The following is a 25233-nucleotide window of genomic DNA, read 5'->3' on the forward strand; positions in this document are numbered from 1 at the left end:
GCACGACACGCGGCGGCGTCGGCCGAACCCCCGGTGGACGGTCCGCCGGGCTTGTAGTGTGAGGGCGACGGCACCAGCTCGTCCCCGACGTCGTGACGGAAGAGGAGTGCACCTGTGGCACGCATCGGTGAGACCGCTGACCTGCTGAAGTGCTCGTTCTGCGGCAAGAGCCAGAAGCAGGTCAAGAAGCTCATCGCCGGACCCGGCGTGTACATCTGCGACGAGTGCATCGACCTCTGCAACGAGATCATCGAGGAGGAGCTGGCCGAGGGTGCCGAGCTGAGCCTCGGCGAGCTGCCCAAGCCGCAGGAGATCTTCGAGTTCCTCAACGGCTACGTCGTGGGCCAGGACAACGCCAAGAAGAACCTCGCGGTGGCGGTGTACAACCACTACAAGCGGGTCCAGGCGCAGGCCGCGACGGGTCGTCCCAAGGACGACGCCGTGGAGCTGGCCAAGTCCAACATCCTCATGGTCGGGCCCACAGGCTGCGGCAAGACCTACCTCGCGCAGACGCTGGCCCGCATGCTGAACGTGCCGTTCGCCATCGCCGACGCCACCGCCCTCACCGAGGCCGGCTACGTGGGCGAGGACGTCGAGAACATCCTGCTCAAGCTCATCCAGGCCGCCGACTACGACGTCAAGAAGGCCGAGACGGGGATCATCTACATCGACGAGGTCGACAAGATCTCGCGCAAGGCCGAGAACCCGTCCATCACGCGCGACGTGTCGGGCGAGGGCGTGCAGCAGGCGCTGCTCAAGATCCTCGAGGGGACCACGGCCTCGGTGCCTCCGCAGGGTGGTCGCAAGCACCCGCACCAGGAGTTCATCCAGATCGACACCACCAACGTGCTGTTCATCGTCGGCGGCGCCTTCGCGGGCCTCGAGGAGATCATCGAGCAGCGCAGCGGCAAGGTCGGGCTGGGCTTCAACGTCGGCGGCATGCCCGAGAAGACGCCGGCCGAGCCGGAGAAGGTCTACTCCCAGGTGCTGCCCGAGGACCTGCTCAAGTTCGGGCTCATCCCGGAGTTCATCGGCCGCCTGCCGGTGATCGCCGCGGTCGACAAGCTCGACAAGCCGGCCCTCGTGTCCATCCTCACCGAGCCGCGCAACGCGCTCACCAAGCAGTTCGTCCGGCTGTTCGAGATCGACGACGTCGAGCTCGAGTTCACCGACGAGGCGTGCGAGGCCATGGCCGACCTGGCACTAGCCCGCGACACCGGTGCACGTGGTCTGCGCTCGATCATCGAGCACGTGCTGCAGCCGGTCATGTACGACATCCCCTCCCGCGACGACGTCGCCAAGGTCGTCGTCACCGGCGCCACGGTGCGCGGCGAGGAGGGCCCCACGGTCCTCAGCCGCGACGAGGTCGCGAAGAAGGCGTCCTGACCGTCCGCCCGTGACCGTCGCGTACCGCCGGTACGCGACGGTGGCTAGGGTCGGGGCATGACCGTCGACATCACCCTGTTCGGGGCGACCGGGTTCACCGGCACGCTCACCGCCGTCTACCTCGGCACGCACCTGCCCGAGGGCGGGACCTGGGCCGTGGCGGGGCGCAGCGCCGCCAAGCTGCAGGACGTCGTCGACGAGGTCGCGGCAGCCGGCGGCGTCGCGCCCGAGGTCGTCCTGGCCGACGTGTCCGACCCCGCCTCGATGCGCGCGATGGCCGAGGGCACCCGCGTGCTCATCTCTACGGTCGGCCCCTACGTGCAGCACGGTGACCCGGCGGTGAAGGCCGCGGCGGAGGCGGGCATCGCCTACGTCGACCTGACCGGGGAGCCGGAGTTCGTCGACCGCACCTGGCTGGCGCACCACGAGACCGCCGTGAGGACCGGCGCGACGCTCGTGCACGCGTGCGGCTTCGACTCCATCCCGTACGACCTCGGCGTGCTCTTCACGGTCGAGCAGCTTCCCGAGGGCGTCCCCCTCGACGTCAAGGGCTACATCCGGGCCGGCGGCACGGCGTCGGGCGGCACCTACCACTCGGCGCTCGGGGCCTTCGCACGGATCCGCCAGGCCGGCGCCACCGCCAAGCAGCGCAAGGCCGCGGAGGCCCGGCCGCAGGGCCGGAAGATCCGCGGTGGGGGGACGATCGGCCGCGGGGCCGACGGCAAGGGCTGGGCCCTGCCGCTGCCCACCATCGACCCGCAGGTGGTGCTGCGCTCGGCGCGAGCCCTCGAGCGCTACGGTCCGGAGTTCTCCTACTCCCACTTCGCCCAGTTCAAGCGGCTGCCGATGCTGGCCGGCACGGTCGCCGGCGCAGGCGTCCTGCTGGCCGGGGCGCAGCTGGCGCCCACCCGCAAGGCGCTGCTGAAGCTGCGTGCCCAGGGTGACGGCCCCAGCCCCGAGAAGCGCGCCTCGTCCTGGTTCAAGCTCCGCCTCGTCGGCGAGGGTGGTGGCAAGCGCGTCGTCACGCAGGTGAGCGGCGGCGACCCGGGCTACGACGAGACCGCCAAGATGCTGAGCGAGTCGGCGCTGTGCCTGGCCTTCGACGACGTGCCGAAGGTCGCCGGCCAGACCACCACGGCCGTGGCGATGGGCCGCCCGCTCATCGATCGCCTCCAGCGCAACGGCATCGCCTTCGAGACGCTCGAGTCGCGCTGACCCACGCCCGGCCCCACTCCCACCGGCCCCACTCCCACCGGCCCCACTCCCACCGGCCCCACTCCCACCGGCACCGTCCCCACCTGCGGTGAGCTCTCCACCGAATGAGGTGGTGCGGTGAGGATTCCACCGTCCCAGCGCTGGGACGGTGGAATGCCCACCGGGTGACGGGCGGAGCGGACTCGGCGCGCTACTCGGTCTCGGCGAGCGTGGCGTCGGCCACCAGCTCGCCCGTGCCGTCGGCGGCCTCCGTGGTGAGGTCGCCGGTCACTCGACCGGCGGCCTTCACGTCGTCGACGGCCTGCAGCAGCAGGTCGAGCGAGGCCTGGGGCCCACGGACGGTCACGGCCGTCACCTCGGTGCGCTGGCTGACCTTCGCGGTCGACTTCGCCCCACGGATGCCGGCCAGCGCCTGGGCCGCGGCCGGCAGCAGCGCCGGGTCACCGTCGACGGTCACGTCGTCGGTGGTCGGCCAGGCGGCGCGGTGCACCGAGCCCTCCTGCCACCAGCTCCAGACCTCCTCGGTCACGTAGGGCAGGAACGGGGCGAGGAGGCGCAGCTGCGTCGACAGCGCCAGCACGAACGTGGCGCGGGCGGACTCCCCGGCCGGCGACTCCTGGCGGGCACGCTCCTTGACCAGCTCGAGGTAGTCGTCGCAGAAGTCCCAGAAGAACTTCTCCGCGACCTCGAGGGCCGAGGAGTAGTCGTAGGCCTCGAAATGGGCGGTGGCCTGCTCCACCACGCCGCGGAGCCCCGCCAGCACGGAGCGGTCGAGGGGCTCGGTCACGCGCGTGGCGTCGAGGTCGGCCGCGGTGGCACCGAGGCCGTAGTCCTCGGGGGCAGCGAGGACGAACTTGCTCGCGTTGAGCACCTTCATGGCCAGGCGTCGGCCGACCTTCATCTGGGTCTCGTCGAAGGGGGAGTCCGAGCCGGGGCGCGCCAGCGCGGCGCGCCAGCGGACGGCGTCGGCACCGTACCTGTCGAGGATCTCGTCAGGCACCACGACGTTGCCCTTGGACTTGCTCATCTTCTTGCGGTCGGGGTCGACCACGAAGCCGGAGATCGCCGTGTGCGTCCACGGCACCGAGCCGAACTCCTGGTGCGAGCGCACGACGGTGGCGAACAGCCACGTGCGGATGATGTCGTGCGCCTGGGGGCGCAGGTCCATCGGGAACGTCCGTGCGAACAGGTCGGCGTCGCGCTCCCACCCGCAGGCGATCTGGGGGGTCAGCGACGACGTCGCCCAGGTGTCGAGCACGTCGGGGTCGCCGACGAACCCGCCGGCCGCGCCGCGCTGCGACTCCTCGTAGCCCGGAGGGGCCTGCGACGCCGGGTCGACGGGCAGCGTGTCCTCCGCGGCGAAGATCGGGTCGTCGTAGTCGGGCTCGCCGTCGGCGTCGAGGCGGTACCAGACGGGGAACGGGATGCCGAAGAACCGCTGACGGCTGACCAGCCAGTCGCCGTTGAGGCCCTCGATCCAGTTGGTGAGGCGCGACTGCATGTAGCCGGGGGTCCAGTCGATCTCGTCGCCCCGGGCGATCAGCGCGGCGCGGAGGTCGGCGTCGCGACCTCCGTTGCGGATGTACCACTGACGGGTCGAGACGATCTCGAGCGGCTTGTCGCCGCGCTCGTAGAAGTTGGCCACGCGCTGGGTCGGCTGCGGCTCGCCGTCGAGGTCGCCGCTGTCGCGCAGCGCCTGCACCACGAGCTCTCGGGCCGAGAACACGGTCTTGCCGGCCAGCTCGGTCCACAGCGTCTCGCCGGGACCGCCGGCGACCCACTCCGGGGTCTCGCGCAGGAACCGGCCGTCGCGACCGATCACGGTGCGGTTGGGCAGCTGGAACTCGCGCCACCACTGGACGTCGGTCAGGTCGCCGAAGGTGCAGCAGTGCACGATGCCGGAGCCCTTCTCGGGGTCGGCGAGCGGGCTGGCGATGATCGGCACCTCGACGCCGAACAGCGGCGAGACGGCGGTGCTCCCGAAGAGGTGCGCGTAGCGCTCGTCGTCGGGGTGGGCGATGATCGCGACCGCTGCGGCGGTCAGCTCGGGCCTCGTGGTCTCGACGACGATCGGGCCGGAGGCGTGCTGGTAGGTCACGCGGTGGTAGGCGCCGGGGTAGTCGCGCGCCTCGAGCTCGGCCTGCGCGACGGCCGTCTGGTAGGTCACGTCCCACAGGGTCGGCGCGTCCTGCAGGTAGGCCTCGCCGCGACCCACGTTGCGCAGGAACGCGCGCTGGCTGACGGTCTGGGCGTCGGCGCCGATGGTGGTGTACTGCTGCGACCAGTCGACGCTCAGCCCGAGCGTGCGCCACAGCTTCTCGAAGACCTTCTCGTCCTCCTCCACGAGCTCGTTGCACAGCTCGATGAAGTTGCGCCGGCTGATCGGCACCTGCTTCTTCGGGTCGGGCTTCTCCGGCGGCGTGAAGTCGGCGTCGTAGGGCAGGGAGGGGTCGCAGCGGACGCCGTAGAAGTTCTGCACCCGACGCTCGGTCGGCAGGCCGTTGTCGTCCCACCCCATGGGGTAGAAGACCTCCTTGCCGCGCATCCGCTGGAAGCGCGCCACCACGTCGGTGTGGGTGTAGCTGAACACGTGACCCACGTGCAGCGAGCCCGACACGGTCGGGGGAGGCGTGTCGATGGAGTAGACGTCGGCCCGCTCGGCGGAGCGGTCGAACGTGTAGGTGCCCTGCTCGGCCCATACCTGGCTCCAGCGTTCCTCGAGTCCTTCGAGGGCGGGCTTGGCCGGGACGCGGTTCGCTGCAGTGGTCACGAGAGGACAGTCTAGGAGCCCGGGCCCTGGCGGGGGTGCCGGGCCGTAAGCGGCCGATGGTGCGGCGGGGGTGCCGGGCCGTGGGTGGCAAACGGTGCGGCAGGCCGCGCGGCGCCGGGTTGTGGCGCAGGGCGAGAGGGCGCACGGTGGTGGCATGGCCCTGACATCGATCGAGGACGAGCTCCGCCGGCTCATCGCCGACCGCGTGCGCGCGGTGGCCGAGCAGGACAGCAGGACGTTGGTCGACGCCCACCACCCCGAGGTGGTCAGCTACCCCGTGCTCCCGCCCGTCGAGACCCACGGGACCGAGGCCGTGGCCGACGGCCTGCGCACCTGGCTGGCGTCGTACGCCGTCGGCCCCGAGTACGAGGTGCACCGCCTGCACGTCGGCGGCGCGGACGACATCGGGTACTGCGCCTTCCGCTACCACGTGAGCGGACGCCTGCACGACGGTGGCGAGGTGGACATGTGGGTGCGCAGCACCCTGGTCTGCCGTCGTGTGGACGGCGCGTGGCGCGTCGTCCACCAGCACGAGTCGGTGCCCTTCGACCCGGCCACCGGCGCCGCGCTCGTCTCCGAGGCGCCCGTCGACTGACCCGGGACGACCGGCGCGGTGAGCCGCGACGGGGAACGGCGGAGCAGGGCTAGGCGCGGTGCTCGGGGGAGGAGTGCTCCTCGGCCAGGGGGTCCGCGGGGTGCGAGGGGTCTGCGGCGTGGTGGGCGACCGCGTGGTCGGGGGCGCCGCTCACGTGCCCGCCGTCGGTGCGGAACAGCGCGCTCGGCCACCACATCCAGCGGCCGAGGTCGAGGTTCAGGGCCGTCACCAGCACCGACCTCACGATGATCGTGTCGAGCAGCACGCCGAGGGCCACGGCGAAGCCGAGCTCGGCGAGGAACACGATCGGCAGGGAACCGAGGGCGGCGAACGTGCCGGCCAGCACGAGGCCGGCCGACGTGATGACGCCTCCGGTGGCGGCCAGCCCGATGAGCGCACCCCGCCGGGTGCCGTGCAGGAGCGCCTCCTCGCGGACGCGGGTCATGAGGAAGATGTTGTAGTCGATGCCGAGCGCCACGAGGAAGACGAAGGCGTACAGCGGGAGCGACGAGTCGGCCCCCTCGAAGCCCAGGACGTGGCGGAACACGAGGGCGCTGATGCCCAGGGCCGCGCCGAACGACAGCACCACCGTGGCCAGCAGCACCAGCGGTGCGACCAGTGCCCGCAGCAGCAGGGCCAGGATCAGCAGCACGGCCACCAGGATGATCGGGATGATCAGCCGGTTGTCGGCCGCCGAGGCGTCCTGCACGTCGTGGTTGATCGCCGTGGTGCCACCGACGAGGGCTCCCGGCACGTCGGCCAGCGCGTCGCGGGCCCGGTCGATCGTCTCGAACGCGCTCGTGGAGTCCGGCGCCGCCTCGAGGGTGCCCTCGACGTAGGCGATGTCGCCCTGCACGACCGGCTCGGTCACGGTGTCCGGCGAGATGCCCTGAACGTCCTGCAGTGCCGCAGCGGCCGCCTCGCCCGCGCCGCCGTCGGCCACGACCTGCACCGGGTCACCGGCGCCACCCGGGAAGTGCTCCGCCAGCTTCTCCTCGGCCACGATGGACGGTTGCTCGGTGGTGAACGACTCGGCGTTCGAGAGTCCGTCGGCGTCGAGCTGGACCACACCGAGGGTGAAGGCGCCGAGGGCGAGGGTCGTGACCACCCACACCGTGCGCGGCCGGTGCGCGATGCGCCGGCCCACCCGACCCCAGATGCCGCGCTCGGCGGGCTGCGGGTCGCCGAAGCGCGGCACGAAGGGCCAGAAGACCCAGCGGCCGAACACCACGAGCAGCACGGGGAGGAGGACGAGCATCACGACGAGGGAGACGACGATGCCCGCGGCGGCGACCGGTCCGAGCCCGGACGTCGAGCTCATCTGGGCGAGCAGCAGGCACAGCAGGCCGACGACGACGGTGCTGCCGCTCGCGAGGATGGCCGGCGCGGCGCGGTGCAGCGCGTGCGCCATCGCCTCGTGACGGTCCTCGGTGTTGCGCAGCTCCTCGCGGTAGCGGGCCACGAGCAGCAGTGCGTAGTCGATCCCGGCGCCGAGCACGAGCACCGACAGGATGCCCGCGCTCTGGCCGTTGACCGTCAGGTCCGCGTACCTCGCCAGCAGGTACACGACGCCCTGGGCGGCGAACACGCTGAGCACGCCGCACACGAGCGGGATGATCCACAGGATCGGGCTGCGGTAGGTGAGCAGGAGCATCACGACCACGACCGAGATCGCCGCGAGGAGGAGGATGCCGTCGATGCCGGCGAAGGCCTTCGCCTGGTCCGCGCCGAGCGCTGCGGGGCCGGCCACGTAGACGTCGGCCCCGCCGGCGCCGTCCTCCGCCGCGCTGCGCAGCTCGTCGACGACGTCGGGCAGCCTCTCCCAGCCGGTGTCGGGGTCGATCCGGAGGCTCACCACCAGCTGCGCGGCGACACCGTCCTCGGACGGGATCGGGCCCACGACGTCGCCGGTCACCTCGGGGATCGCCGCGAGATCGGTCTTCAGGGCCTCGAGCCGCGCCAGGTCGTCGGGCTGGGGGCCGTCCTCGCGCACGAGCAGGACGATGGCCGGGATCACGTCGGGGTCGGCGAACTGGGTTGCCTTCGCGATGACCTGCGTCGACTCCGCCTCCGCGGGCAGGAAGGAGGCGACGTCGTTCTCCTGCACGTCGGCGAGCTTCGAGCCGAACGAGCCCAGCCCGCCCAGGGCGATGAGCATGACGACCAGCACGAGCCACTTGGCCCGACGGTGGGCGATCCATCCACTGGTGCGGCGGTTCATGCGCGTGCTCCTGGGGGTCGGGTGCGCGACCGGCGCCGCAGCCCTCTCATCATGGCGGAGGAAGGGGGCCGCGCGGAATCAGGGAGATCCCTGACCTGGTCACCCTGGCCGACCGGGTCCACGCGGTCAGCACGCGCGGCACGGCCTGGGATACTGACAGGGATGAACCCCACCTACGCCGAGGTCGAGGCCGCCCTGCTGGGCCGCTGGCCCGAGACCAGGCTCGAGCCGTCGCTCGAGCGCATCACCGCCCTGTGCCGTCTGCTCGGCGACCCGCAGGACGCCTACCCCGTCGTCCACCTCACCGGCACGAACGGCAAGTCGTCGACGGCGCGGATGATCGACGCGCTGCTGCGGGCGCTCGACCTGCGCACCGGACGCTTCACCAGCCCTCACCTGCAGAGCATGACCGAGCGGATCAGCCTCGACGGCGAGCCGCTCACCGAGGAGCAGTTCGTCGAGGCCTTCGCCGACGTCGCCGCCTACGCCCAGGTCGTCGACGACAGCCAGCCGCACCCGATCTCGTTCTTCGAGCTCACCGTCGCCATGGCGTACGCGGCCTTCGCCGACGCTCCGGTCGACGCCGCGGTGGTGGAGGTCGGCATGGGAGGCGCGTGGGACGCCACGAACGTGGCGACCGGCCGCGTCGCCGTGGTCACGCCCGTGGCCGTCGACCACACCGCCTACCTCGGCGACCGCGCGGTGGACATCGCGCTGGAGAAGTCCGGCATCATCAAGCCGGGCGCCCACGCCGTGCTCGCCGGCCAGGAGCCCGAGGTGCTCGACGTCCTCATGCGCCGCAGCATGGAGGTCGGCGCCACGGCGCTGCGCGAGGGCGTCGACTTCGGGGTCGCCGACCGGCTCAACGCCGTCGGCGGACAGCAGATCAGCCTGCAGGGCCTCAACGCCCGCTACGACGACGTCCTCCTGCAGCTGCACGGCGCGCACCAGGCGCAGAACGCCGCCGTGGCGCTGGCCTCGGTCGAGGCGTTCGTCGGTGCCGAGCTCGACGGTGACCTGGTGCGGTCCGCGTTCGGCGAGGTCACGTCGCCCGGTCGGCTGGAGGTCCTGCGGCGCAGCCCGACGGTGCTGGTGGACTCCGCGCACAACCCGCACGGCGTGCGCGCTGCGCTCGAGACGGTCCAGGACGCCTTCACCTTCAGCCCGCTCGTCGGCGTCGTCAGCGTCATGGCCGACAAGGACGTCGAGCAGATGCTGCGCGAGCTGGAGCCGGTGCTGGCGCACGTCGTGTGCACCCAGAACAGCCTGCCGCGTGCCATGCGGGCCGACGAGCTCGGCGAGCTGGCCGCAGACGTGTTCGGCGAGGACCGGGTCACCGTGGAGCCCGGTCTCGACGACGCCCTCGTCCGCGCCATCTCGATGGCGGAGACCGGCGTGGGCATGGAGGAGGCGATCGGCAGCGGTGGCGTCCTCGTGATCGGATCGGTCGTCACCGCGGGCGAGGCCCGCGTCCTGCTCGGAGCGGGCTCATGAGGGGCATGTGCGCGGCGATGCTGACGTTCGAGGCGATCCTCCTCGGACTCAGCGTGCCGGTGATGATCTCCGTGGAGGACGTGCCGGCCGGCCTGGCGCTCACGCTCGGCCTGGGGCTCGCGGTGCTGTGCATCCTGACGGCCGGCATGCTGCGCAAGCCCTCGGGATACGTCGTCGGCCACGTGCTGCAGGTGGCGGTCGTCGCCCTGGGCTTCCTCGTGCCGGTCATGTTCTTCGTCGGCGGCATGTTCGCCCTGCTCTGGGCCAGCGCCTTCCTGCTCGGCCGACGCATCGAGGCCGACAAGGCCCGGTGGGCCGCCGAAGGTCCCGACCCCGACTGACCCTCGCGTCCCGGGGGAGTGCGGCCTACGGTGGACCCATGGTCAAGGTGCTCGCGGTCGCGGACGAGGTGGTGGAGTCGATCCACCACCCGCAGGTGCGACGGCTGCGGCCGGACCTCGTGCTGGCCGCCGGGGACCTGCCCTGGGACTACCTCGAGTTCCTCTCGTCCTGCCTCGACGTCCCGGTCGTGTTCGTGCCGGGAAACCACGACCCGCGGGTCGTGACCCAGCGCAGCGGTCTCATGGGCGTGCTGACCGGCGACGGCATGCCGTCGGCCGACCCCAGGCCCCTCGGCTGCACCAGCGCCGACGGCGTGGTGGTCGAGGCGGCGGGTCTGCGCATCGCGGGTCTGGGCGGCAGCATCCGCTACAACGCGGGTGCCAACCAGTACACCCAGCGCCAGCTGGCGCGTCGGGCCCGACGACTGGTACGACGGGCCGGTGACCGACCGGTCGACGTGCTGCTCACGCACTCCCCGCCGTTCGGCCTCGGCGACGAGGACGACCCGCCGCACCGGGGCTTCGAGGCGCTGCACGACGTGATCGACCGGCTGCAGCCCACGTGGCACCTCCACGGCCACATCCACCCCTACGGTCTGCAGAAGAGCGACCGGCACGTCGGCCGCACCACGCTGCGCAACGTGATCCCGTGGCAGGTCATCGACGTCGAGCCGCTCGCCGCACCGGTCGCCGCAGGTGTCGGGGGTGGGCGCCGTGGTCGGTGACTCCGGATCGCCCCGTGTGGACGCCGAGAGCGACTTCATGCGTGCGCGGCGGCACCAGGTGCTGTCGGCGCTGGCGGCACGGCTGCGCAACGACCACGACGACGTCGCGCAGTCGATGTCGTTCGACGACGTAGTCGAGGCGCTCGGCCGGCGCGGGGAGCACTACGCGGGCACGCGGGTCATCCCACTCGACTCGATCGTCGGTTCCGTCGACAAGGTACGCGACTTCGACCGTCGGTTCCGGCCGACGTCGACGCGCAGCCGTGAGCGCTGGGAGCGCCTGGCCCGCGCGAGCCGCACCGGCGAGGTGATCCCGCCGATCGAGGTTTACCAGGTGGGCGACCAGTACTACGTGCGCGACGGCCATCATCGCGTCTCGGTGGCCCGCAGCCTCGGCGTGAAGCTCATCGAGGCGCGGGTGACCGTCGTCGACACGTTCCTGAGGCCCGTGGGCGTGGAGCAGCGCAGCGACCTCGAGCTCAAGCACTGGCGGCGCCTCATGCTGGAGCGGGTGCCGTTCACCGGCGAGGCGCGTGCCGCGGTGGCTGTCGACGACCCCTTCGACTACGGCTACCTGGCCGAGACGGTGGAGGCCTGGGCCACCCGCACCATGCACGCCGAGGGCGCGTACATGGACAAGGCGACCATGGCGAGCCGCTGGTACGCCGAGGAGTTCAAGCCGGTCGTCGACATGATCGAGGAGGCCGGCGTCCGCGGGCCCGACGAGCGCCCCGCCGCGGCCTACCTGCGGGTCGCGGGGGAGCGGTACCGCCTCATCCGTGAGCACGAGTGGAACGCTGAGGTGCTCGAGGCCGTGCGCAAGCGCCGCCGCAAGGCCCAGCCGCCCCGCCCGTCCGACCGGTCGTGACCGGTCGGACGTGACGGAGCGCGAGCTCAGAGGCCGACGGTGAGGTTCTCCCCGCTCGTCGGGTCGAACAGGTGCAGCTTGTCGGTGTCGATGAACAGCACCGTGTTGTCGTCGTCGGTGATCTTGCTGGCGGCGTCGAGCGAGACGACCAGCTGGGTGCGCAGCGACTCGCTGTCGGCCTCGCGGGCGAGCTCGCGCAGCTGGTCCTGCGTGGTGGCGTCGGCGTCGTAGGGCACGTAGGCGTACTGCTGGTCGCCCAGCCACTCCCGGACGTCGATGTGCGCCTCGAACGTGCGCGAGGAGTCGGCCTCGTCCTTCAGCACCGACACGTCCTCGAAGTGCTCCGGGCGGATGCCGGCCAGCAGCAGGCCCTTGCCCTCGGCGCGCTCGGCCTTGTCGGCGGGCAGCGGGAAGGTGCCGAACGGCAGGGTGATCTTCCCGTCCTCGACGGTGGCCGGCAAAAAGTTCATCGGCGGCGAGCCGATGAAGCCGGCGACGAAGAGGTTGACGGGCTGCTCGTACAGCTCGCGCGGGGAGGCGAGCTGCTGCAGGATCCCGCGCTTCATGACCGCGACGCGGTCGCCGAGCGTCATCGCCTCGGTCTGGTCGTGCGTCACGTACACGGTCGTGATGCCGAGCTGCTTCTGCAGGCGCGCGATCTCGGTGCGCATCTGGCCGCGCAGCTTGGCGTCGAGGTTGGAGAGCGGCTCGTCGAACAGGAACGCCTTGGCGTCGCGCACGATCGCGCGGCCCATGGCCACGCGCTGGCGCTGACCGCCGGAGAGGTTGCCGGGCTTGCGCTCGAGGTGCTCGTCGAGGTCCAGCGTCTTGCTGGCCTGGCGGACCTTCTCGTCGATCTCCTTCTCCGACACCTTCTTCAGGCGCAGGGGGAAGGCGATGTTCTCGTAGACCGTCAGGTGCGGGTAGAGCGCGTAGTTCTGGAAGACCATGGCCAGGTTGCGGTCACGCGGCGCGAGGTCGTTGACCCGGTCGCCGTCGATGATCATGTCGCCGGAGGTGATGTCCTCCAGGCCCACGATCATCCGCAGCAGGGTCGACTTCCCGCAGCCCGACGGCCCGACCAGGATCAGGAACTCCCCGTCCTCGACGTCGATGCTGATGTCGTTCACGGCGGGGAAGCCGTCACCGTACTTCTTGACGATGTTCTTCATCTCGATGGTGGCCATGGGATCAACCCTTCACTGCGCCGGCGGTGAGGCCCGCGACGATCTTTCGCTGGAAGAAGAGGACGAGGAGGATGACCGGGATCGTGGCGACCACGGCACCCGCGGCCAGCAGGGACGCCGGCCGGTTGAACGGGTCGGCACCGACGAAGAACGACAGTGCCGCGGGGATGGGTCGTGCGTTCTCGGTGGACGTCAGCGAGATGCCGAACACGAAGTCGTTCCACGCGAAGAAGAACGTCAGGATCGCGGCGGTGAACACACCGGGTGCCGCGAGCGGGACGATGACCTTGCGGAAGGCCTGCCAGGAGGTCGCCCCGTCGACCTGCGCGGCCTGCTCCATCTCCCACGGGATCTCGCGGAAGAACGCCGAGAGCGTCCAGATCGCGAGGGGGAGGGTGAAGCTCATGTAGGGGATGATGAGGCCGGGCCACGTGTCGTAGATCCCGAGCGTGCGCCACATGTCGAACAGCGGCCCCACGAGCGAGACCACGGGGAACATGGCGATGACGAGCGCGGTGGTGAGCACGAACCGCTTGCCCTTGAACTCCAGCCGCGCGACCGCGTAGGCGGTGAGCGTGGCCAAGGCGACCGAGAGCAGGGTCGCGATGAGCGAGATGCCGATCGAGTTGAAGATCGCCCGACGGAACTGCTCGTCGGCGATGACGTCGGCGTAGTTCTGCCAGCCGGCGCCACCTCCGCTGGAGGGGAAGAAGCCGGGGCTGCCGTTGGTGACCGCCTCCTGGCTCTTGAAGGACAGCGAGATGATCCAGGCCACCGGGAGGAGGCACCAGATCATGATGGCGACGAAGCCGACGAGCGTGCCGATGCGGGTCGCAGCGTTCCTGTTCATGTCAGCCCTCCTGCCGTGCGTCCGCGAGGTTGACCCGGAACACCTTGACGATCACGAACGCCACCACGAGCACCGACAGGAACAGCAGCACCGAGAGGGCTGAGCCGATGCCCAGCTGGAACTGCTCGATCACCTGCCGGTAGGTGAGGAACGAGATCGACTCGGTGTTGTTGGCACCGGCGGTCATGACGAAGATGTTGTCGAAGATGCGGTAGGCGTCGAGCGCGCGGAACAGCACGGCCACCATGATCGCCGCCCGCATGTTCGGCAGGATCACCTTCCAGAGCCGCTGCCACCACGTGGCCCCGTCGACCTTCGCCGCCTCCAGCATGTCCTCGGGGACCTGCGCGAGGCCGGCGAGCAGGAGCAGCGCCATGAACGGCGTCGTCTTCCAGATCTCCGAGACCATGATCGCCACCATCGACGTCTGGTACTCCGCGAACCAGGTGAAGTCGTCGCCGAGGAAGGGGATCCAGCCGTTCACGAAGCCGTTGGTGTTGGAGAACGCGAACTGCCACGCGAAGCCCGAGACGACGGTGATGATGCCGTAGGGGATGAGGATCGACGTGCGGACGAGGCCGCGGGCGAAGATCAGCCGGTGCATGACCATGGCGAAGACGAAGCCGATGACGAGCTCGAACGCCACGGTGATGATCATGATGCCGACCGTGTTGGCCGTGTCGATCCAGAACAGTCGGTCGGTGAGGGCGGTCCCGTAGTTGGCCAGGCCCACGAACTCACGGTCGTCGGGTGCGGTGAGCGAGTAGCTGAACAGCGACAGGTAGAGCGCCCTCAGCATCGGGAACGCCGTGACCAGCAGCATGAGTGCCACGGCCGGGGCCACGAGGTACAGCGCGAGGCGGCTCTCGGCCTTGGCGCGGTCCGACGCGACGGGCTTGCCCGTGGACTTCTTCGGGGCCTTCTTGGGGGCGGTGGCGGTGCTCACAGGAGTGCCTCCCCTCGGAGGATCGCGGTCAGGAAGTCGGCCGACTGCTTCGGCGTCGACTCCGGGCTCACCGAACGCGGCGAGTGCCAGCGCGACTGGATGGCGCTCGAGACCTGGCTGTAGAAGGCGCTCTTGGGGCGGGGGCCACCGGTGTCGACGCTCTCGCTGTAGAGCTGCAGCAGGTCGGCCGGGTACGCCTCCTTGAGCTCGGCGGAGTCGTAGACCGACTGGCGCGACGGCATGAGGCCCTCGTTGACGGCCAGGGCCGACTGCGCCTCGGCGTTCGTGACGCAGACGGCAGCCTCCTGCGCGAAGTCGGGGTGCTCGGAGAACGCGCCGACGCCGATGTCGATGCCGCCGATCGGGGGCCGGGACTCCTCGCCCTCGACCGTCTGCGGGTACCGGGCCCAGCCGAGGTCCTCGAACTCCTGCTCGTCCTTCGGGCCACCGGGCTTGCCGATGAGCCCCTCGTAGTTCTTGTAGACGAAGGTCCAGTTGGTCATGAACTCGCCGGGGCCGTTCTCGGGGAACATCTGGCCGAGGCTCGTGCCCTCGTTCGAGGTGGTGAGATCGGGCTGCGCGGCGGGGGAGTCGGCGAGCTTCTGGATGACCGCAGCGGCGTCCTTGCCGGCCGCCGAGTCGATCGTGACCTTCGCGTCGCGGCCGTCCTCGACGGTGTCGGGGTCGAGGATGTTGCCTCCGGCGCCCTGGATGAGCGAGTTGATCCACACGACGTAGGCCTCGTAACGGTTGGCCTGCACGCCGACGGTGCCGCCCTCCTCGGAGGCCGCGTCGATGACCTGGTCCCAGGTGACCGGCTGGCTCATGTCGAGCCCGGCGGCCTCGGCGAGGGACTTGCGGAACCACACGACCTGCGTGTTGGCCCACTGCGGCGCGGCGACGACCTGGTCGTTCCACGTGACCGTCTCGGCCGCGCCCTTGAGGACGTCGTCGTCGAGCACCTCGTCGGCGAGGTCGCCCTCGAACGGCTTCAACCACTCGGCGTTGGCGAACTCGGGGACGAACACCGGGTCGAGGCTCATGAGGTCGGTGGAGCTGTCGCCTGCGGCGAGCCGGCGCGCGAGCTGGGTGCGCTGGTCGGTGGCGCTGGCCGGGAGCAGCTGGATGGCGATGTCGTAGTCGTCGGTGCTGCAGTCCTCGGCCAGCTGGTTCAGGGTGTCCTGGCCGTCCGGGTTGATGTACCAGTTGAGCGTGGGCTTGCCCTCGGATCCGCCACAGGCGGCGAGGAGCGAGGAGCCGAGGGCGAGACTCGCGACCATCACCGCCGTCCGACGTCGCGTGGTCGCCATGGGTCGGGTCCCCTTTCCCTCCGTCCCCGACGTGACCGGTGCCACACGGGAGTCATCAACGTAGGACGGTGGCGTCGGGGACGCAACCCCGGGGTCGCCCCGGCCGCGATCAGGCCGGATGGGGGCGGAGCCAGACCGTGGTGTCGGCGGGCAGCTGGTCGTCGGCGACCTCGCCGCTCGAGACGATCAGCTCACCCGGAGGCCGTGGGACCGGCACCGACGACACGTTGGTGTGGACGGTCGCCACCACGTCGCCACCGCTGGCGACGAGTGCGAACGACAGCAGTCCGTCGACGTGCTGCACGGCGTGGTCCTCACCGTCCTCGATCCACGCGAGCGACCGCGTGCCCAGCTCCAGCTCGCGCCGCAGGCGCAGCAGCGTGCGGTACAGCTCGAGCGTCGAGCCCTCGACACCGCGCTGGCGGGCGGGCGCCAGGTCCGCGTAGACCGACGGCTGCGGCAGCCACGGGTCGCCCGCGGGGCCGAAGCCGAGCGACGGGCCGGTGGACTCCCACGGGACGGGCACGCGGCAGCCGTCGCGCCCGCGGCGCTCGTGGCCCGAGAGCTCCCAGGTGGGGTCCTGCAGCACGTCGGTGGAGAGCTCGGTGGCATCGGGCAGGCCCAGCTCCTCGCCCTGGTACAGGTAGGCCGACCCCGGGAGGGCGAGCATGAGGGTGGTCGCCGCGCGGGCCCGGCGCAGGCCCAGCTCCGCGTCGGGCTGCTCGTCGTCGGGGCCGATGCCCTCCGTGTCCACCACACGGGTGGCGTCGCAGCGACCGAGCCTGGTGGCATGCCGCACGACGTCGTGGTTCGAGAGCACCCAGGTCTGCGGGGCGCCGACGTCGGCGGCGCTCTCGAGGGACCGGCCGATCGCGTCCCTCAGGGCGTCGGCGTCCCAGGGGGTCTGCAGGAAGGAGAAGTTGAACGTCTGGTGCAGCTCGTCGGGGCGCACGTACTGCGCGAGTGCCTCGGCAGGGCGCACCCATGCCTCGCCGCACAGCATCCGGTCGTCGTCCTGGTCCCACACGTCGGCGAGCGAGCCTGCGTAGCCCTCGACGAGGGTGCGCCAGGCCCGGTACACGTCGTGGACACCGGGCTGGTCCCACATCGGGAGGGCCGCACTGCGGTCGCGGGTCTCGTCGAGCGACAGGTCGGCGTCGGGCAGGCCCTCGGCCTTGACCAGGCCGTGCGCGACGTCGATGCGGAACCCGTCGACGCCGCGGTCGAGCCAGAAGCGCAGGACCGACAACATCTCCTCGCGGACCTCGGGGTTCGTCCAGTCGAAGTCGGGCTGGGTCACGTCGAACAGGTGCAGGTACCAGTCGCCGGGGGTGCCGTCGGGGTTCGTCGTGCGAGTCCAGGCCGGGCCCCCGAACTTCGACTGCCAGTTGTTGGGTGGCTCTGCGCCGTCGGGGCCCCGCCCGGGTCGGAAGACGTACCGCGCGCGCTCGGCGCTGCCTGGGCCGGCGGCGAGCGCCGCCTGGAACCAGGGGTGCTCGCTCGAGGAGTGGTTGGGGACGACGTCGACGATCACCCGCAGCCGGAGCTGGTGGGCCCGCTCGACGAGGGCGTCGAAGTCGTCGAGCGTGCCGAACAGCGGATCGACGTCGCGGAAGTCGGCGACGTCGTACCCGCCGTCGTTCTGCGGGGACACGTAGAACGGCGACAGCCACAGGGCGTCGACGCCGAGGTCGGCGAGGTGCCCGAGCCGGGAGGTGATGCCGGGCAGGTCGCCGATGCCGTCGCCGTCGGCGTCGGCCCACGACCGGGGGTACACCTGGTAGATGACGGCGTGGCGCCACCAGGGCTGGTTGCTCATGGATTCCTCGGGGTCGGGCTCGCTGGGGTCGGCGCGGACCACGCTACCGACGGGCGCACCACCGGACCGAAGAGCGGGGGCCTTCGCTAGGTTGAGGCCATGTCCCAGCGCACGCTCGTCCTGCTCAAGCCCGATGCCGTCCGTCGTGGTCTCGTCGGAGAGGTCCTCGGCCGCTACGAGGCCAAGGGCCTCTCGATCGTGGCCATGGAGCACCGCGCCATCGACGCCGCCCAGGCCGACGCGCACTACGCCGAGCACGTCGAGCAGCCCTGGTACCCGCCGCTGCGCGACTTCGCGACGTCGGGCCCGCTCGTGGCACTCGTGCTCGAGGGCGACGAGGCGATCGCGGTCGTCCGCGCCCTGAACGGCGCCACCGACGGCCGGGCCGCAGCCCCCGGCACCGTCCGCGGTGACCTCTCCCTGTCCAACCGTGAGAACCTCGTCCACGCCTCCGACTCCGAGGAGTCCGCGGCCCGCGAGATCGCCCTCTGGTTCCCCTCCCTCGCCTGACGCCTCCGGCGGACGCAAGATTCTGTGCTCGTGAGCGGCAGATCGAACGCTTCTGCGTTCGTGTCCGGATCCGGTCACGAACGCAGCATGGTTGAGTTCCTCGCACCCGAACGCAGAATCTTGCGTTGCTCTGGGTCCCAAGATGGGGACCGGGGAAGGAGCTCGGGGGCCAGGGCGCCTTCCCATCCGTGGGCTCGAGCCATCCGGTCGAGCTGGTCCATCACGGTGTGGGGGTGGTGGCGGATCGAGTACGACGAGAAGGTCAGCCCGTGCCGGCCGGTGATCACGATCTCGTTGGCTCGGACGAGGTCCTCGTCCCACTGCTCGATGGCGAGGTGCGGGATCCCGTGCACCTCGACGCCGAACCCGAGGCGCTCGCTCCACACGTCGAGGTAGAAGCGACCAGTCGGACCACGCACCGCCTCCTGCCGTGTGGCGACGGGAAGCCCCGTGGCTCGCCAGATGGCCGCGAAGTCTCGCTCGGGGACCGACTGGATCCCACCGGCCGCGTCGAGGATCGACGAGACGATCACGCTGCGATGCCGACACCGACCGCGGCGGGTCAGGGCCTCACGCAGGTGCCGGGTGGTGACGAGACCGGCCTGCAGGGCGCTGATCACGATCCAGCGTGCGTAGCGTTCGTTGCTGCTCCAGGAGGCGGTGTCGAGGATCGACCGCGCCGGCCTGGTCCGTCTCGGCCGGTGCGTCGGATGCACGTCGACATCGGTCAGCTCGTGCGACCAGTGTGCGGTGGCGCGGTCCCACGACGGTGCCCGTGCTCCCGCCGGCAGGACGACGACGGGGCGGGGGTCGCGCGCGTCGAAGCCGTCCTGTCGGAGCGCGGATGAGCCGGCGAGGGCTGCCCGCGGGGGAGAGGAGGCGAGCGCGACCAGGTCTCGTTCGTGCACGGTCAGGACACCGTTGTGCGTGACGACGACGCCCCGGCACGGGCGCTGCCAGACACCGGCGCGCAGGCGCTGACGCACAGGCCAGGACCCGAACAGCTCGACGGCGTGGCGGACGGACATGACGGACTCCATGCCTCCACCGTGTCGGCCCTCCGGCCCCCGACGAAGGGCGCGGCCGAAGGCTGTGGACGAAGACACGCGGGCACGAGAGCCCTGTGGACGGGGCGACGCAAGATTCTGCGTTCGTAACCGGCGTCTGGATCGATGCTGCGTTCGCGCCCGGATCCCGTCGTCAACGCAGCATCGTTCGGACTCTCGCTCACGAAGGCAGAATCTTGCGTCCTCCAGAGGAGTCAGGCGGGGTCGAGGGGAGGGGGTTCGGCGGGGCCGGTCCAGGGGACGACGACGTGGGCGAGGACGCCGTGGAAGCGGCCACGGACCTCCTCGGGGAGCCAGACGACCTCGTGGGACTGCGAGGCGAGGTCGACGGTGCCGTCGAGGGTCACGGCGTCCACGGCCTGGCGGGGGGCGTCGCCCACCCGCTCCTCGTACTCCACGAGCGTCACGCCGACGCTGATCGGCACCTCGTTGCGATTGACCAGGCCGATGCCCCAGAAGTCCTGCGGGTCGAGCGTGGCGTGCTCCTCGAGGTCGACCATGAGTGCTTCGACCGGGGCCACGACGCCGTCGAGGTCCACCTGCTCCATGCCCTCGACGTGCACCTCGACGCCGCGCACGTTGCGGGCGCCCTGGCCGTGGAAGTGCAGCACGTCGGTGGCGGCGGCACCGGGCGGCGCCACGACGGCGCCCCGGTCGATGCCCAGCACGGTGCCGACCTCGACGTTCGGCAGCTCGCGACCGTACTGGTCGCGGGGCACGAACCGCAGGATGGGGCGCAGGCCCACCTCGGAGCCGTTGCTGAGCGTCACCACCTGGTCGGGCGCATCCGGATCGGACGACTTCGGCACGTAGGAGACCGAGATCGGCGGCTTGCGTCGATTGAACAGACCCATGGCAGGCAAGCGTACGGAGTCGCGCTCAGTACCAGCCGGCGCCCTTCTTGAAGTCCCACGCCGCGCACGGCGAGCCGTAGCGGCCCTCGATGTATCCGAGGCCCCACTCGATCTGGGTCGCCGGGTTGGTGCGCCAGTCGCTCCCGGCGCTGGCCATCTTCGACCCGGGCAGCGACTGCGGGATGCCGTAGGCGCCCGACGACGGGTTCTCGGCGTTGACGCGCCAGCCGCTCTCCTGGCTCCAGATGTTGTCGAGGCACGAGAACTGGCCCTCGTCCCAGCCGTAGTCGGCGAGCATGGCGCGCGCGACGACCTTGGGGTCGGCGGCCTCCAGCGCCGCCTGCCGCTCCTGCTCCCGCTTCGCCTTCTCGGCGGCCGCCTTGCGCTCGGCGGCCTCCTTCTTCGCCTGCTCGGTGGCACGCTGCTGTCCGTCGGCCTTGGCCTGGACCTCCTCGACCTTGCGCTGGGCGCCCTGGTCGACGATCACGGCGTCGGACACGCGCTGGGCCTGCACGAGCGGCGTCGCGATGGCCGACACGGGGCGCAGCCCGGTCGCGGCGGCGGCGCTGTCCCCGGCTCCCACGGCCTGGGCGCCGGCCGTCAGACCGGCGGCCACGACGACCCCGCCGACGGCGAAGGTCGAGAGCATCCGACCGCTCGGCAGCGCGTCGACGACGTCGGCCAGCACGTCGAGGGTGCGGTCGCGGCGTCGTTCGAATGCCGACGGTGCGCGGTGGCGTGCCATCCGGTGCCGACCGCCCGACCGGTCGACGATGTCGTCGTGACGCACGCGCGCTCCTGCCTGGTGGGGGACGAGGGGGCGGGGAAGGGCCCGGTGGAAGAACCACCGAGTGTAGGCAACGATGCTGAGACCTCGCAGCGCTTCTCTCAGGTCGGCGCCCGTCCGGGTCGACACGGCCGCGTAGCCTGGGGCCATGTCCGTCGAGTCCGTCTTCCCCCGTCTCGAGCCGCTCCTGCCGACGGTGGGCAAGCCCATCCAGTACGTCGGCGGCGAGCTCAATGCCACCGTCAAGGAGTGGGACGACGTCAGCGTGCGTTGGGCGCTCATGTACCCCGACGCCTACGAGGTCGGGCTGCCGAACCAGGGCGTCCAGATCCTCTACGAGGTGCTGAACGAGCGTGACTGGCTGCTGGCCGAGCGCACGTACGCCGTGCAGGCCGACATGGAGGCGGTCATGCGCGAGCACCGCATCCCGCAGTTCACGGTCGACGCGCACCGCCCCGTCCGAGCCTTCGACGTCCTCGGCATCTCCTTCGCCACGGAGCTCGGCTACACCAACATGCTCACGGCGCTCGACCTGGCCTCCATCCCGTTGCACGCCGTCGACCGCACCGACGACGACCCGATCGTGCTCGCGGGCGGCCACAGCGCCTTCAACCCCGAGCCGGTCGCCGACTTCCTCGACGCCGCCGTCCTCGGCGACGGCGAGGAGATCGCGCTCGCCATCAGCGAGGTCGTGCGGGAGTGGAAGGACGAGGGACGTCCCGGCGGCCGCGACGAGCTGCTGCTGCGGCTCGCGGCCTCGGGCGGCGTGTACGTGCCGAAGTTCTACGACGTCGACTACCACGACGACGGCCGCATCGCGTCGGTCCGACCCAACCGCGAGGGCGTCCCGTGGCGCGTCGCCAAGCACACGGTCATGGACCTCGACCAGTGGCCGTACCCGCGCAAGCCGCTGGTGCCGCTGGCCGAGACGGTGCACGAGCGGTACTCCGTCGAGATCTTCCGTGGCTGCACGCGCGGCTGCCGGTTCTGCCAGGCGGGCATGATCACGCGCCCCGTGCGCGAGCGCTCGCTGCAGACCATCGGCGACATGATCGACACCGGTCTGAAGGAGTCGGGCTACCAGGAGGTCGGGCTCCTCAGCCTGTCCAGCGCCGACCACACCGAGATCGGCGACCTCGCCAAGCAGCTCGGCGACCGCTACGAGGGCACCAACACGTCGCTGTCGCTGCCGTCGACCCGCGTCGACGCCTTCAACATCACGCTGGCCAACGAGTTCAGCCGCAACGGCCGACGCTCGGGGCTCACGTTCGCGCCCGAGGGCGGCAGCGAGCGTCTGCGCAAGGTCATCAACAAGGCGGTGACCGAGGACGACCTCATCCGCACGGTCACGGCGGCGTACTCGCACGGTTGGCGACAGGTGAAGCTGTACTTCATGTGCGGGCTGCCCACCGAGACCGACGAGGACGTGCTGCAGATCGGCGAGCTCGCCAAGCGGGTCATCGAGGCCGGACGCGAGGCGTCGGGTCGCCGAGACATCCGCTGCACCGTGAGCATCGGCGGCTTCGTGCCCAAGCCGCAGACGCCGTTCCAGTGGGCCGCGCAGCTCGACCACGAGACCACCGACGAGCGTCTGCGGAAGCTCCGTGAGTCCGTGCAGTCGGACAAGCGCTTCGGTCGGGCCATCGGCTTCCGGTACCACGACGGACGACCCGGGATCGTCGAGGGACTGCTGTCGCGCGGTGACCGACGGGTCGGGCGGATCGTGGAGGCGGTGTGGCGTGACGGCGGTCGGTTCGACGGCTGGAGCGAGCACTTCTTCTTCGAGCGCTGGGAGGCTGCGACCGCCGAGGTCCTGGCCGACGAGCCGGTCGACCTCGACTGGTACACCACCCGCGAGCGCGACCACGACGAGGTGCTCCCGTGGGACCACCTCGACGCCGGGCTCGACAAGGAGTGGCTCTGGGAGGACTGGCAGGACGCGCTCGACCCCGACGCCCTCGAGATCGAGGACTGCCGCTGGACCCCCTGCTACGACTGCGGCGTCTGCCCGCAGATGGGCACCGACATCCAGATCGGCCCGACGGGCCAGAAGCTGCTGCCGCTCTCGGTGGTCTGAGCGACCTCAGGCGGCAGGGCGCTCGAGCTCGTGCTCGATCGTCCCACCGCGGTCGACGAGGGTGCCGAAGACGCCGATGAGCACGGCGCCGAGCATGAGCACCGTGACCGGCGCGGTCCACGAGCCGGTCAGATCGTGCAGCAGGCCCGTGCCGAACGGTCCGAGCCCGGCGACGAGGTAGCCGACGGACTGCGCGAACGCCGACAGCGAGGCCGTGCCTTCCGTCGTCGAGGCGCGGCGGCCGAACATGATCAGCACCCAGGTGAACGCGCACCCGCCGAGCCCGAGCAGGATCGCCCACAGCCACGGAGCCGCGGTCGGGGCCCACAGGACCCCGGCCCAGCCGCTCGCGGTCAGGGCGGCGAAGACCCACGGGAGGATCCCGCGGCCGCCGAGGCGGGCCACCAGCGGCGGCAGCAGGAGGGTCATCGGGATGCCGACGGCACCGAGCAGCCCCTGCATCGCCCCGGCCGTGCCCTGCGCGAGCCCGGCGTCGGCCAGGATCGTCGGGAACCAGCCGAACTGGGCGTAGGCCTGGGCCGACTGCGCGCCGAAGCAGAGGGCGCAGGCCCAGGCGAGTCGACTGTGGGCGAGCCGGGCCAGCGACGGTCCGACCGGTCGGACGTCGCGTCCCGCCCGCCCGGCACGGGCCGCGATCGGCAGCCACGGCAGCAGGGCGGCCACGCTCAGCACGGCCCACACCGCGATGCCGGGCCGCCAGCCACCGAGCGCGTCGGCGACCGGCACCGTGACCACCGAGCTCACGGCGCCGCCGGCCATGAGCGCGGCACCGTAGAGCGAGCCGACGAGGGGGAGCCGATCGGGGAAGTGCTCCTTCGCGAGGGCCGGCAGCACCACGTTGCCCACCGCGCACGCGGCGAGCGCCACGACCGACAGCACGAGGAAGAGCGCGGTGGAGTCGACGACCGACCGGGCGAGGAGCCCGAGGGCCAGCACGGCGAGCAGGGCGGCGGCGGTGCGGTCGAGACCGAGCAGGCGGACCACGCGTGCTGCCGTCGTGCCGAAGACGGCGAAGCACAGCACGGGGAGCGTGGTCAGGACGCCCGCGACCGTCGCGCTCATGCCGAGGTCGTCGCGCAGGGGGTCGATGACCACCCCGACGCTGCCGATCGCCACGCGCAGGTTGAGCGCGAGGAGCACGATTGCGGCCCCCACGAGCCAGGCGGGACCACCGCGACGGACCGACGACGAGGAGCTCACCGAGACATCCAACGCCACCGTCCGAAGGCGTCCGCACGCGGCCCTCGGCGAGAGCCCGCGATCGCCGACCTCGGTAGGGTCGGACCCATGTCCGACGGCAGCACGACCCTGCGTGGCACCCCCAACCCGGAGGCGCCCAACCCGCAGCTGCCCATCGTCCAGAGGCTGCGCATCCGCTACGCCAAGCGTGGCCGGCTGCGGTTCACCAGCCACCGTGACTTCGGCCGTGCCTTCGAGCGCGCGGTCCGCCGCGCCCAGGTGCCCATCGCGTTCTCGTCGGGCTACACGCCCCACCCGAAGATCTCCTACGCCGGAGCGGCTCCCACCGGCGCGGCGAGCGAGGCCGAGTTCCTCGAGATCGGGCTCACGCAGCCGCGTGATCCCGAGTCCGTCCGCGTGGCGCTGGACGACGCGCTGCCGCCCGGCATCGACGTGCTGGAGGTCGTTCCCGCGCGCGAGGGCGGGGGCTCGCTCGCGGACCGGCTCGAGGCGAGCGAGTGGGTAATTGAGCTGCGCGGGACCGCGCCGGAACGGGTGCAGGAGGCAGCCGACGCGTTCCTCGCGGCCGAGCAGGTCGACGTCGAGCGGATGACCAAACGAGGTCTGCGGACCTTCGACGCCCGCGCCGCCGTCCAGTCACTCTCCGTTGGTTCGTCCGACACCTCGGGTGTGGCGTATGCGATACTGACGGTGGTCGTCCGACACCAGAACCCGTCGGTCCGACCGGACGACGTACTCACCGGACTTCGCAACCGCGGGGGCCTCGAGCTCGAGCAGACGCCCCTGGCGACCCGCTCGGCCCAGGGTCCTCTGGACGTGGAGGACGGGACGGTCGGCGATCCACTCGCCCTCGACCGCGACGCATCCTGACAGGTGCTGACCGCGGCGGGGCGGACGGGGAGCCGTGTGACAGGCCGGACGTCGACCACCCGGGACGCCCCAGCGCCCCGGCACCGCCAGAAGACTTTCGGTGACCGAGCCCCCGGGCGA

Annotated in this window: 21 protein-coding genes; 10 read left to right on the forward strand and 11 right to left on the reverse strand. The window is 71.2% G+C overall.

What is annotated here, in order from left to right; translation table 11 throughout:
- Nucleotides 1–114: 114 nt before the first annotated feature.
- Together clpX and NUV38_RS07175 are read left to right on the forward strand one after the other, a co-directional pair.
- Nucleotides 115–1386, forward strand: coding sequence for an ATP-dependent Clp protease ATP-binding subunit ClpX (clpX, locus tag NUV38_RS07170; RefSeq protein WP_257728466.1), 1272 nt, complete (start codon nt 115–117; stop codon nt 1384–1386).
- A gap of 57 nt (nt 1387–1443) precedes the next feature.
- Nucleotides 1444–2601, forward strand: a complete 1158-nt coding sequence (locus tag NUV38_RS07175) for a trans-acting enoyl reductase family protein (protein WP_257728467.1) — start codon at nt 1444–1446, stop codon at nt 2599–2601.
- A gap of 190 nt (nt 2602–2791) precedes the next feature.
- Here the strand turns inward: NUV38_RS07175 and valS are convergent, their stop codons facing one another.
- Nucleotides 2792–5371, reverse strand: coding sequence for a valine--tRNA ligase (gene valS / locus NUV38_RS07180; RefSeq protein ID WP_257728468.1), 2580 nt, complete (start codon nt 5369–5371; stop codon nt 2792–2794).
- A 154-nt stretch (nt 5372–5525) separates the two neighbouring features.
- Between valS and NUV38_RS07185 the strand changes: the two genes are divergently transcribed.
- Nucleotides 5526–5966: a nuclear transport factor 2 family protein gene (locus NUV38_RS07185; RefSeq protein WP_257728469.1), complete on the forward strand. Its 441-nt coding sequence runs from the start codon at nt 5526–5528 to the stop codon at nt 5964–5966.
- A gap of 49 nt (nt 5967–6015) precedes the next feature.
- Here NUV38_RS07185 and NUV38_RS07190 read toward each other — a convergent pair whose 3' ends face one another.
- Entirely contained in the window at nt 6016–8187 is a 2172-nt protein-coding gene (locus NUV38_RS07190; RefSeq protein ID WP_257728470.1) for an MMPL family transporter, read from the reverse strand.
- Between the two features lie 162 nt (nt 8188–8349).
- Between NUV38_RS07190 and NUV38_RS07195 the strand changes: the two genes are divergently transcribed.
- The 4 genes from NUV38_RS07195 to NUV38_RS07210 are packed head-to-tail and all read left to right on the forward strand — an operon-like array spanning nt 8350 to nt 11615.
- Nucleotides 8350–9681 (forward strand): folylpolyglutamate synthase/dihydrofolate synthase family protein, encoded by a 1332-nt coding sequence (locus NUV38_RS07195; protein ID WP_257728471.1) that lies wholly within the window; start codon nt 8350–8352, stop codon nt 9679–9681.
- The gene (locus NUV38_RS07200; protein WP_055965092.1) at nt 9678–10022 is read left to right on the forward strand and encodes a DUF4233 domain-containing protein; all 345 of its coding nucleotides are present in this window, start codon (nt 9678–9680) and stop codon (nt 10020–10022) included. The genes NUV38_RS07195 and NUV38_RS07200 overlap by 4 nt, the downstream gene beginning before the upstream one ends.
- A gap of 38 nt (nt 10023–10060) precedes the next feature.
- Nucleotides 10061–10747: a metallophosphoesterase gene (locus tag NUV38_RS07205; protein WP_257728472.1), complete on the forward strand. Its 687-nt coding sequence runs from the start codon at nt 10061–10063 to the stop codon at nt 10745–10747.
- Nucleotides 10728–11615, forward strand: coding sequence for a ParB N-terminal domain-containing protein (locus NUV38_RS07210; protein ID WP_257728473.1), 888 nt, complete (start codon nt 10728–10730; stop codon nt 11613–11615). The genes NUV38_RS07205 and NUV38_RS07210 overlap by 20 nt, the downstream gene beginning before the upstream one ends.
- A gap of 26 nt (nt 11616–11641) precedes the next feature.
- Here NUV38_RS07210 and NUV38_RS07215 read toward each other — a convergent pair whose 3' ends face one another.
- From NUV38_RS07215 to NUV38_RS07235, 5 genes are all read right to left on the reverse strand, one after another.
- Nucleotides 11642–12802 carry an ABC transporter ATP-binding protein gene (locus NUV38_RS07215; protein WP_257728474.1) on the reverse strand — a complete coding sequence of 387 codons (1161 nt, stop codon included), beginning with the start codon at nt 12800–12802 and terminating at the stop codon, nt 11642–11644.
- Nucleotides 12803–12806: 4 nt separating this feature from the next.
- On the reverse strand, nt 12807–13652 hold the full coding sequence (locus tag NUV38_RS07220; protein ID WP_257728475.1) for a carbohydrate ABC transporter permease: 846 nt from the start codon (nt 13650–13652) through the stop codon (nt 12807–12809).
- 1 nt (nt 13653) lies between these two features.
- Nucleotides 13654–14598 carry a carbohydrate ABC transporter permease gene (locus NUV38_RS07225; RefSeq protein WP_257728476.1) on the reverse strand — a complete coding sequence of 315 codons (945 nt, stop codon included), beginning with the start codon at nt 14596–14598 and terminating at the stop codon, nt 13654–13656.
- On the reverse strand, nt 14595–15908 hold the full coding sequence (locus NUV38_RS07230) for an extracellular solute-binding protein (RefSeq protein WP_257728477.1): 1314 nt from the start codon (nt 15906–15908) through the stop codon (nt 14595–14597). The genes NUV38_RS07225 and NUV38_RS07230 overlap by 4 nt, the downstream gene beginning before the upstream one ends.
- A gap of 109 nt (nt 15909–16017) precedes the next feature.
- The gene (locus NUV38_RS07235) at nt 16018–17727 is read right to left on the reverse strand and encodes a glycoside hydrolase family 13 protein (protein WP_257728478.1); all 1710 of its coding nucleotides are present in this window, start codon (nt 17725–17727) and stop codon (nt 16018–16020) included.
- A gap of 99 nt (nt 17728–17826) precedes the next feature.
- Here NUV38_RS07235 and ndk point away from each other — a divergent pair, with 99 nt between their 5' ends.
- Entirely contained in the window at nt 17827–18237 is a 411-nt protein-coding gene (gene ndk, locus NUV38_RS07240) for a nucleoside-diphosphate kinase (RefSeq protein WP_257728479.1), read from the forward strand.
- A 74-nt stretch (nt 18238–18311) separates the two neighbouring features.
- Here ndk and NUV38_RS07245 read toward each other — a convergent pair whose 3' ends face one another.
- The 3 genes from NUV38_RS07245 to NUV38_RS07255 all read right to left on the reverse strand — a co-directional run bounded on the left by NUV38_RS07245 (nt 18312) and on the right by NUV38_RS07255 (nt 20948).
- Nucleotides 18312–19277 (reverse strand): hypothetical protein, encoded by a 966-nt coding sequence (locus tag NUV38_RS07245; protein ID WP_257728480.1) that lies wholly within the window; start codon nt 19275–19277, stop codon nt 18312–18314.
- 221 nt (nt 19278–19498) lie between these two features.
- Nucleotides 19499–20158, reverse strand: coding sequence for a hypothetical protein (locus tag NUV38_RS07250; RefSeq protein ID WP_257728481.1), 660 nt, complete (start codon nt 20156–20158; stop codon nt 19499–19501).
- Between the two features lie 25 nt (nt 20159–20183).
- On the reverse strand, nt 20184–20948 hold the full coding sequence (locus tag NUV38_RS07255; RefSeq protein WP_257728482.1) for a lytic transglycosylase domain-containing protein: 765 nt from the start codon (nt 20946–20948) through the stop codon (nt 20184–20186).
- A gap of 145 nt (nt 20949–21093) precedes the next feature.
- Between NUV38_RS07255 and NUV38_RS07260 the strand changes: the two genes are divergently transcribed.
- Nucleotides 21094–23022, forward strand: coding sequence for a TIGR03960 family B12-binding radical SAM protein (locus tag NUV38_RS07260; protein WP_257728483.1), 1929 nt, complete (start codon nt 21094–21096; stop codon nt 23020–23022).
- Between the two features lie 6 nt (nt 23023–23028).
- On the opposite strand, the gene NUV38_RS07265 is transcribed toward NUV38_RS07260, so the two are convergent.
- Nucleotides 23029–24243: an MFS transporter gene (locus NUV38_RS07265; protein ID WP_257728484.1), complete on the reverse strand. Its 1215-nt coding sequence runs from the start codon at nt 24241–24243 to the stop codon at nt 23029–23031.
- 87 nt (nt 24244–24330) lie between these two features.
- On the opposite strand from NUV38_RS07265, the gene NUV38_RS07270 reads away from it, so the two are divergent.
- Complete coding sequence (locus NUV38_RS07270) at nt 24331–25113, forward strand: TIGR03936 family radical SAM-associated protein (RefSeq protein WP_257728485.1); 783 nt, start codon at nt 24331–24333, stop codon at nt 25111–25113.
- Nucleotides 25114–25233 lie beyond the last annotated feature (120 nt).

This window comes from Aeromicrobium sp. 50.2.37 (genome assembly GCF_024655735.1).
In the GTDB taxonomy this organism is placed as follows: domain Bacteria; phylum Actinomycetota; class Actinomycetes; order Propionibacteriales; family Nocardioidaceae; genus Aeromicrobium.

What these genes read in the sequence shown, in the direction of transcription:
- NUV38_RS07235 (WP_257728478.1), bottom strand. Translation starts at nt 17,727, where the DNA reads ATGAGCAACCAGCCCTGGTGGCGCCACGCCGTCATCTACCAGGTGTAC.
- ndk (WP_257728479.1), top strand. Translation starts at nt 17,827, where the DNA reads ATGTCCCAGCGCACGCTCGTCCTGCTCAAGCCCGATGCCGTCCGTCGT.
- NUV38_RS07220 (WP_257728475.1), bottom strand. Translation starts at nt 13,652, where the DNA reads ATGAACAGGAACGCTGCGACCCGCATCGGCACGCTCGTCGGCTTCGTC.
- NUV38_RS07200 (WP_055965092.1), top strand. Translation starts at nt 9,678, where the DNA reads ATGAGGGGCATGTGCGCGGCGATGCTGACGTTCGAGGCGATCCTCCTC.
- NUV38_RS07195 (WP_257728471.1), top strand. Translation starts at nt 8,350, where the DNA reads ATGAACCCCACCTACGCCGAGGTCGAGGCCGCCCTGCTGGGCCGCTGG.
- NUV38_RS07250 (WP_257728481.1), bottom strand. Translation starts at nt 20,158, where the DNA reads ATGGGTCTGTTCAATCGACGCAAGCCGCCGATCTCGGTCTCCTACGTG.
- NUV38_RS07175 (WP_257728467.1), top strand. Translation starts at nt 1,444, where the DNA reads ATGACCGTCGACATCACCCTGTTCGGGGCGACCGGGTTCACCGGCACG.
- NUV38_RS07230 (WP_257728477.1), bottom strand. Translation starts at nt 15,908, where the DNA reads ATGGCGACCACGCGACGTCGGACGGCGGTGATGGTCGCGAGTCTCGCC.
- NUV38_RS07245 (WP_257728480.1), bottom strand. Translation starts at nt 19,277, where the DNA reads ATGGAGTCCGTCATGTCCGTCCGCCACGCCGTCGAGCTGTTCGGGTCC.
- NUV38_RS07185 (WP_257728469.1), top strand. Translation starts at nt 5,526, where the DNA reads ATGGCCCTGACATCGATCGAGGACGAGCTCCGCCGGCTCATCGCCGAC.
- NUV38_RS07270 (WP_257728485.1), top strand. Translation starts at nt 24,331, where the DNA reads ATGTCCGACGGCAGCACGACCCTGCGTGGCACCCCCAACCCGGAGGCG.
- NUV38_RS07215 (WP_257728474.1), bottom strand. Translation starts at nt 12,802, where the DNA reads ATGGCCACCATCGAGATGAAGAACATCGTCAAGAAGTACGGTGACGGC.
- NUV38_RS07205 (WP_257728472.1), top strand. Translation starts at nt 10,061, where the DNA reads ATGGTCAAGGTGCTCGCGGTCGCGGACGAGGTGGTGGAGTCGATCCAC.
- NUV38_RS07260 (WP_257728483.1), top strand. Translation starts at nt 21,094, where the DNA reads ATGTCCGTCGAGTCCGTCTTCCCCCGTCTCGAGCCGCTCCTGCCGACG.
- NUV38_RS07190 (WP_257728470.1), bottom strand. Translation starts at nt 8,187, where the DNA reads ATGAACCGCCGCACCAGTGGATGGATCGCCCACCGTCGGGCCAAGTGG.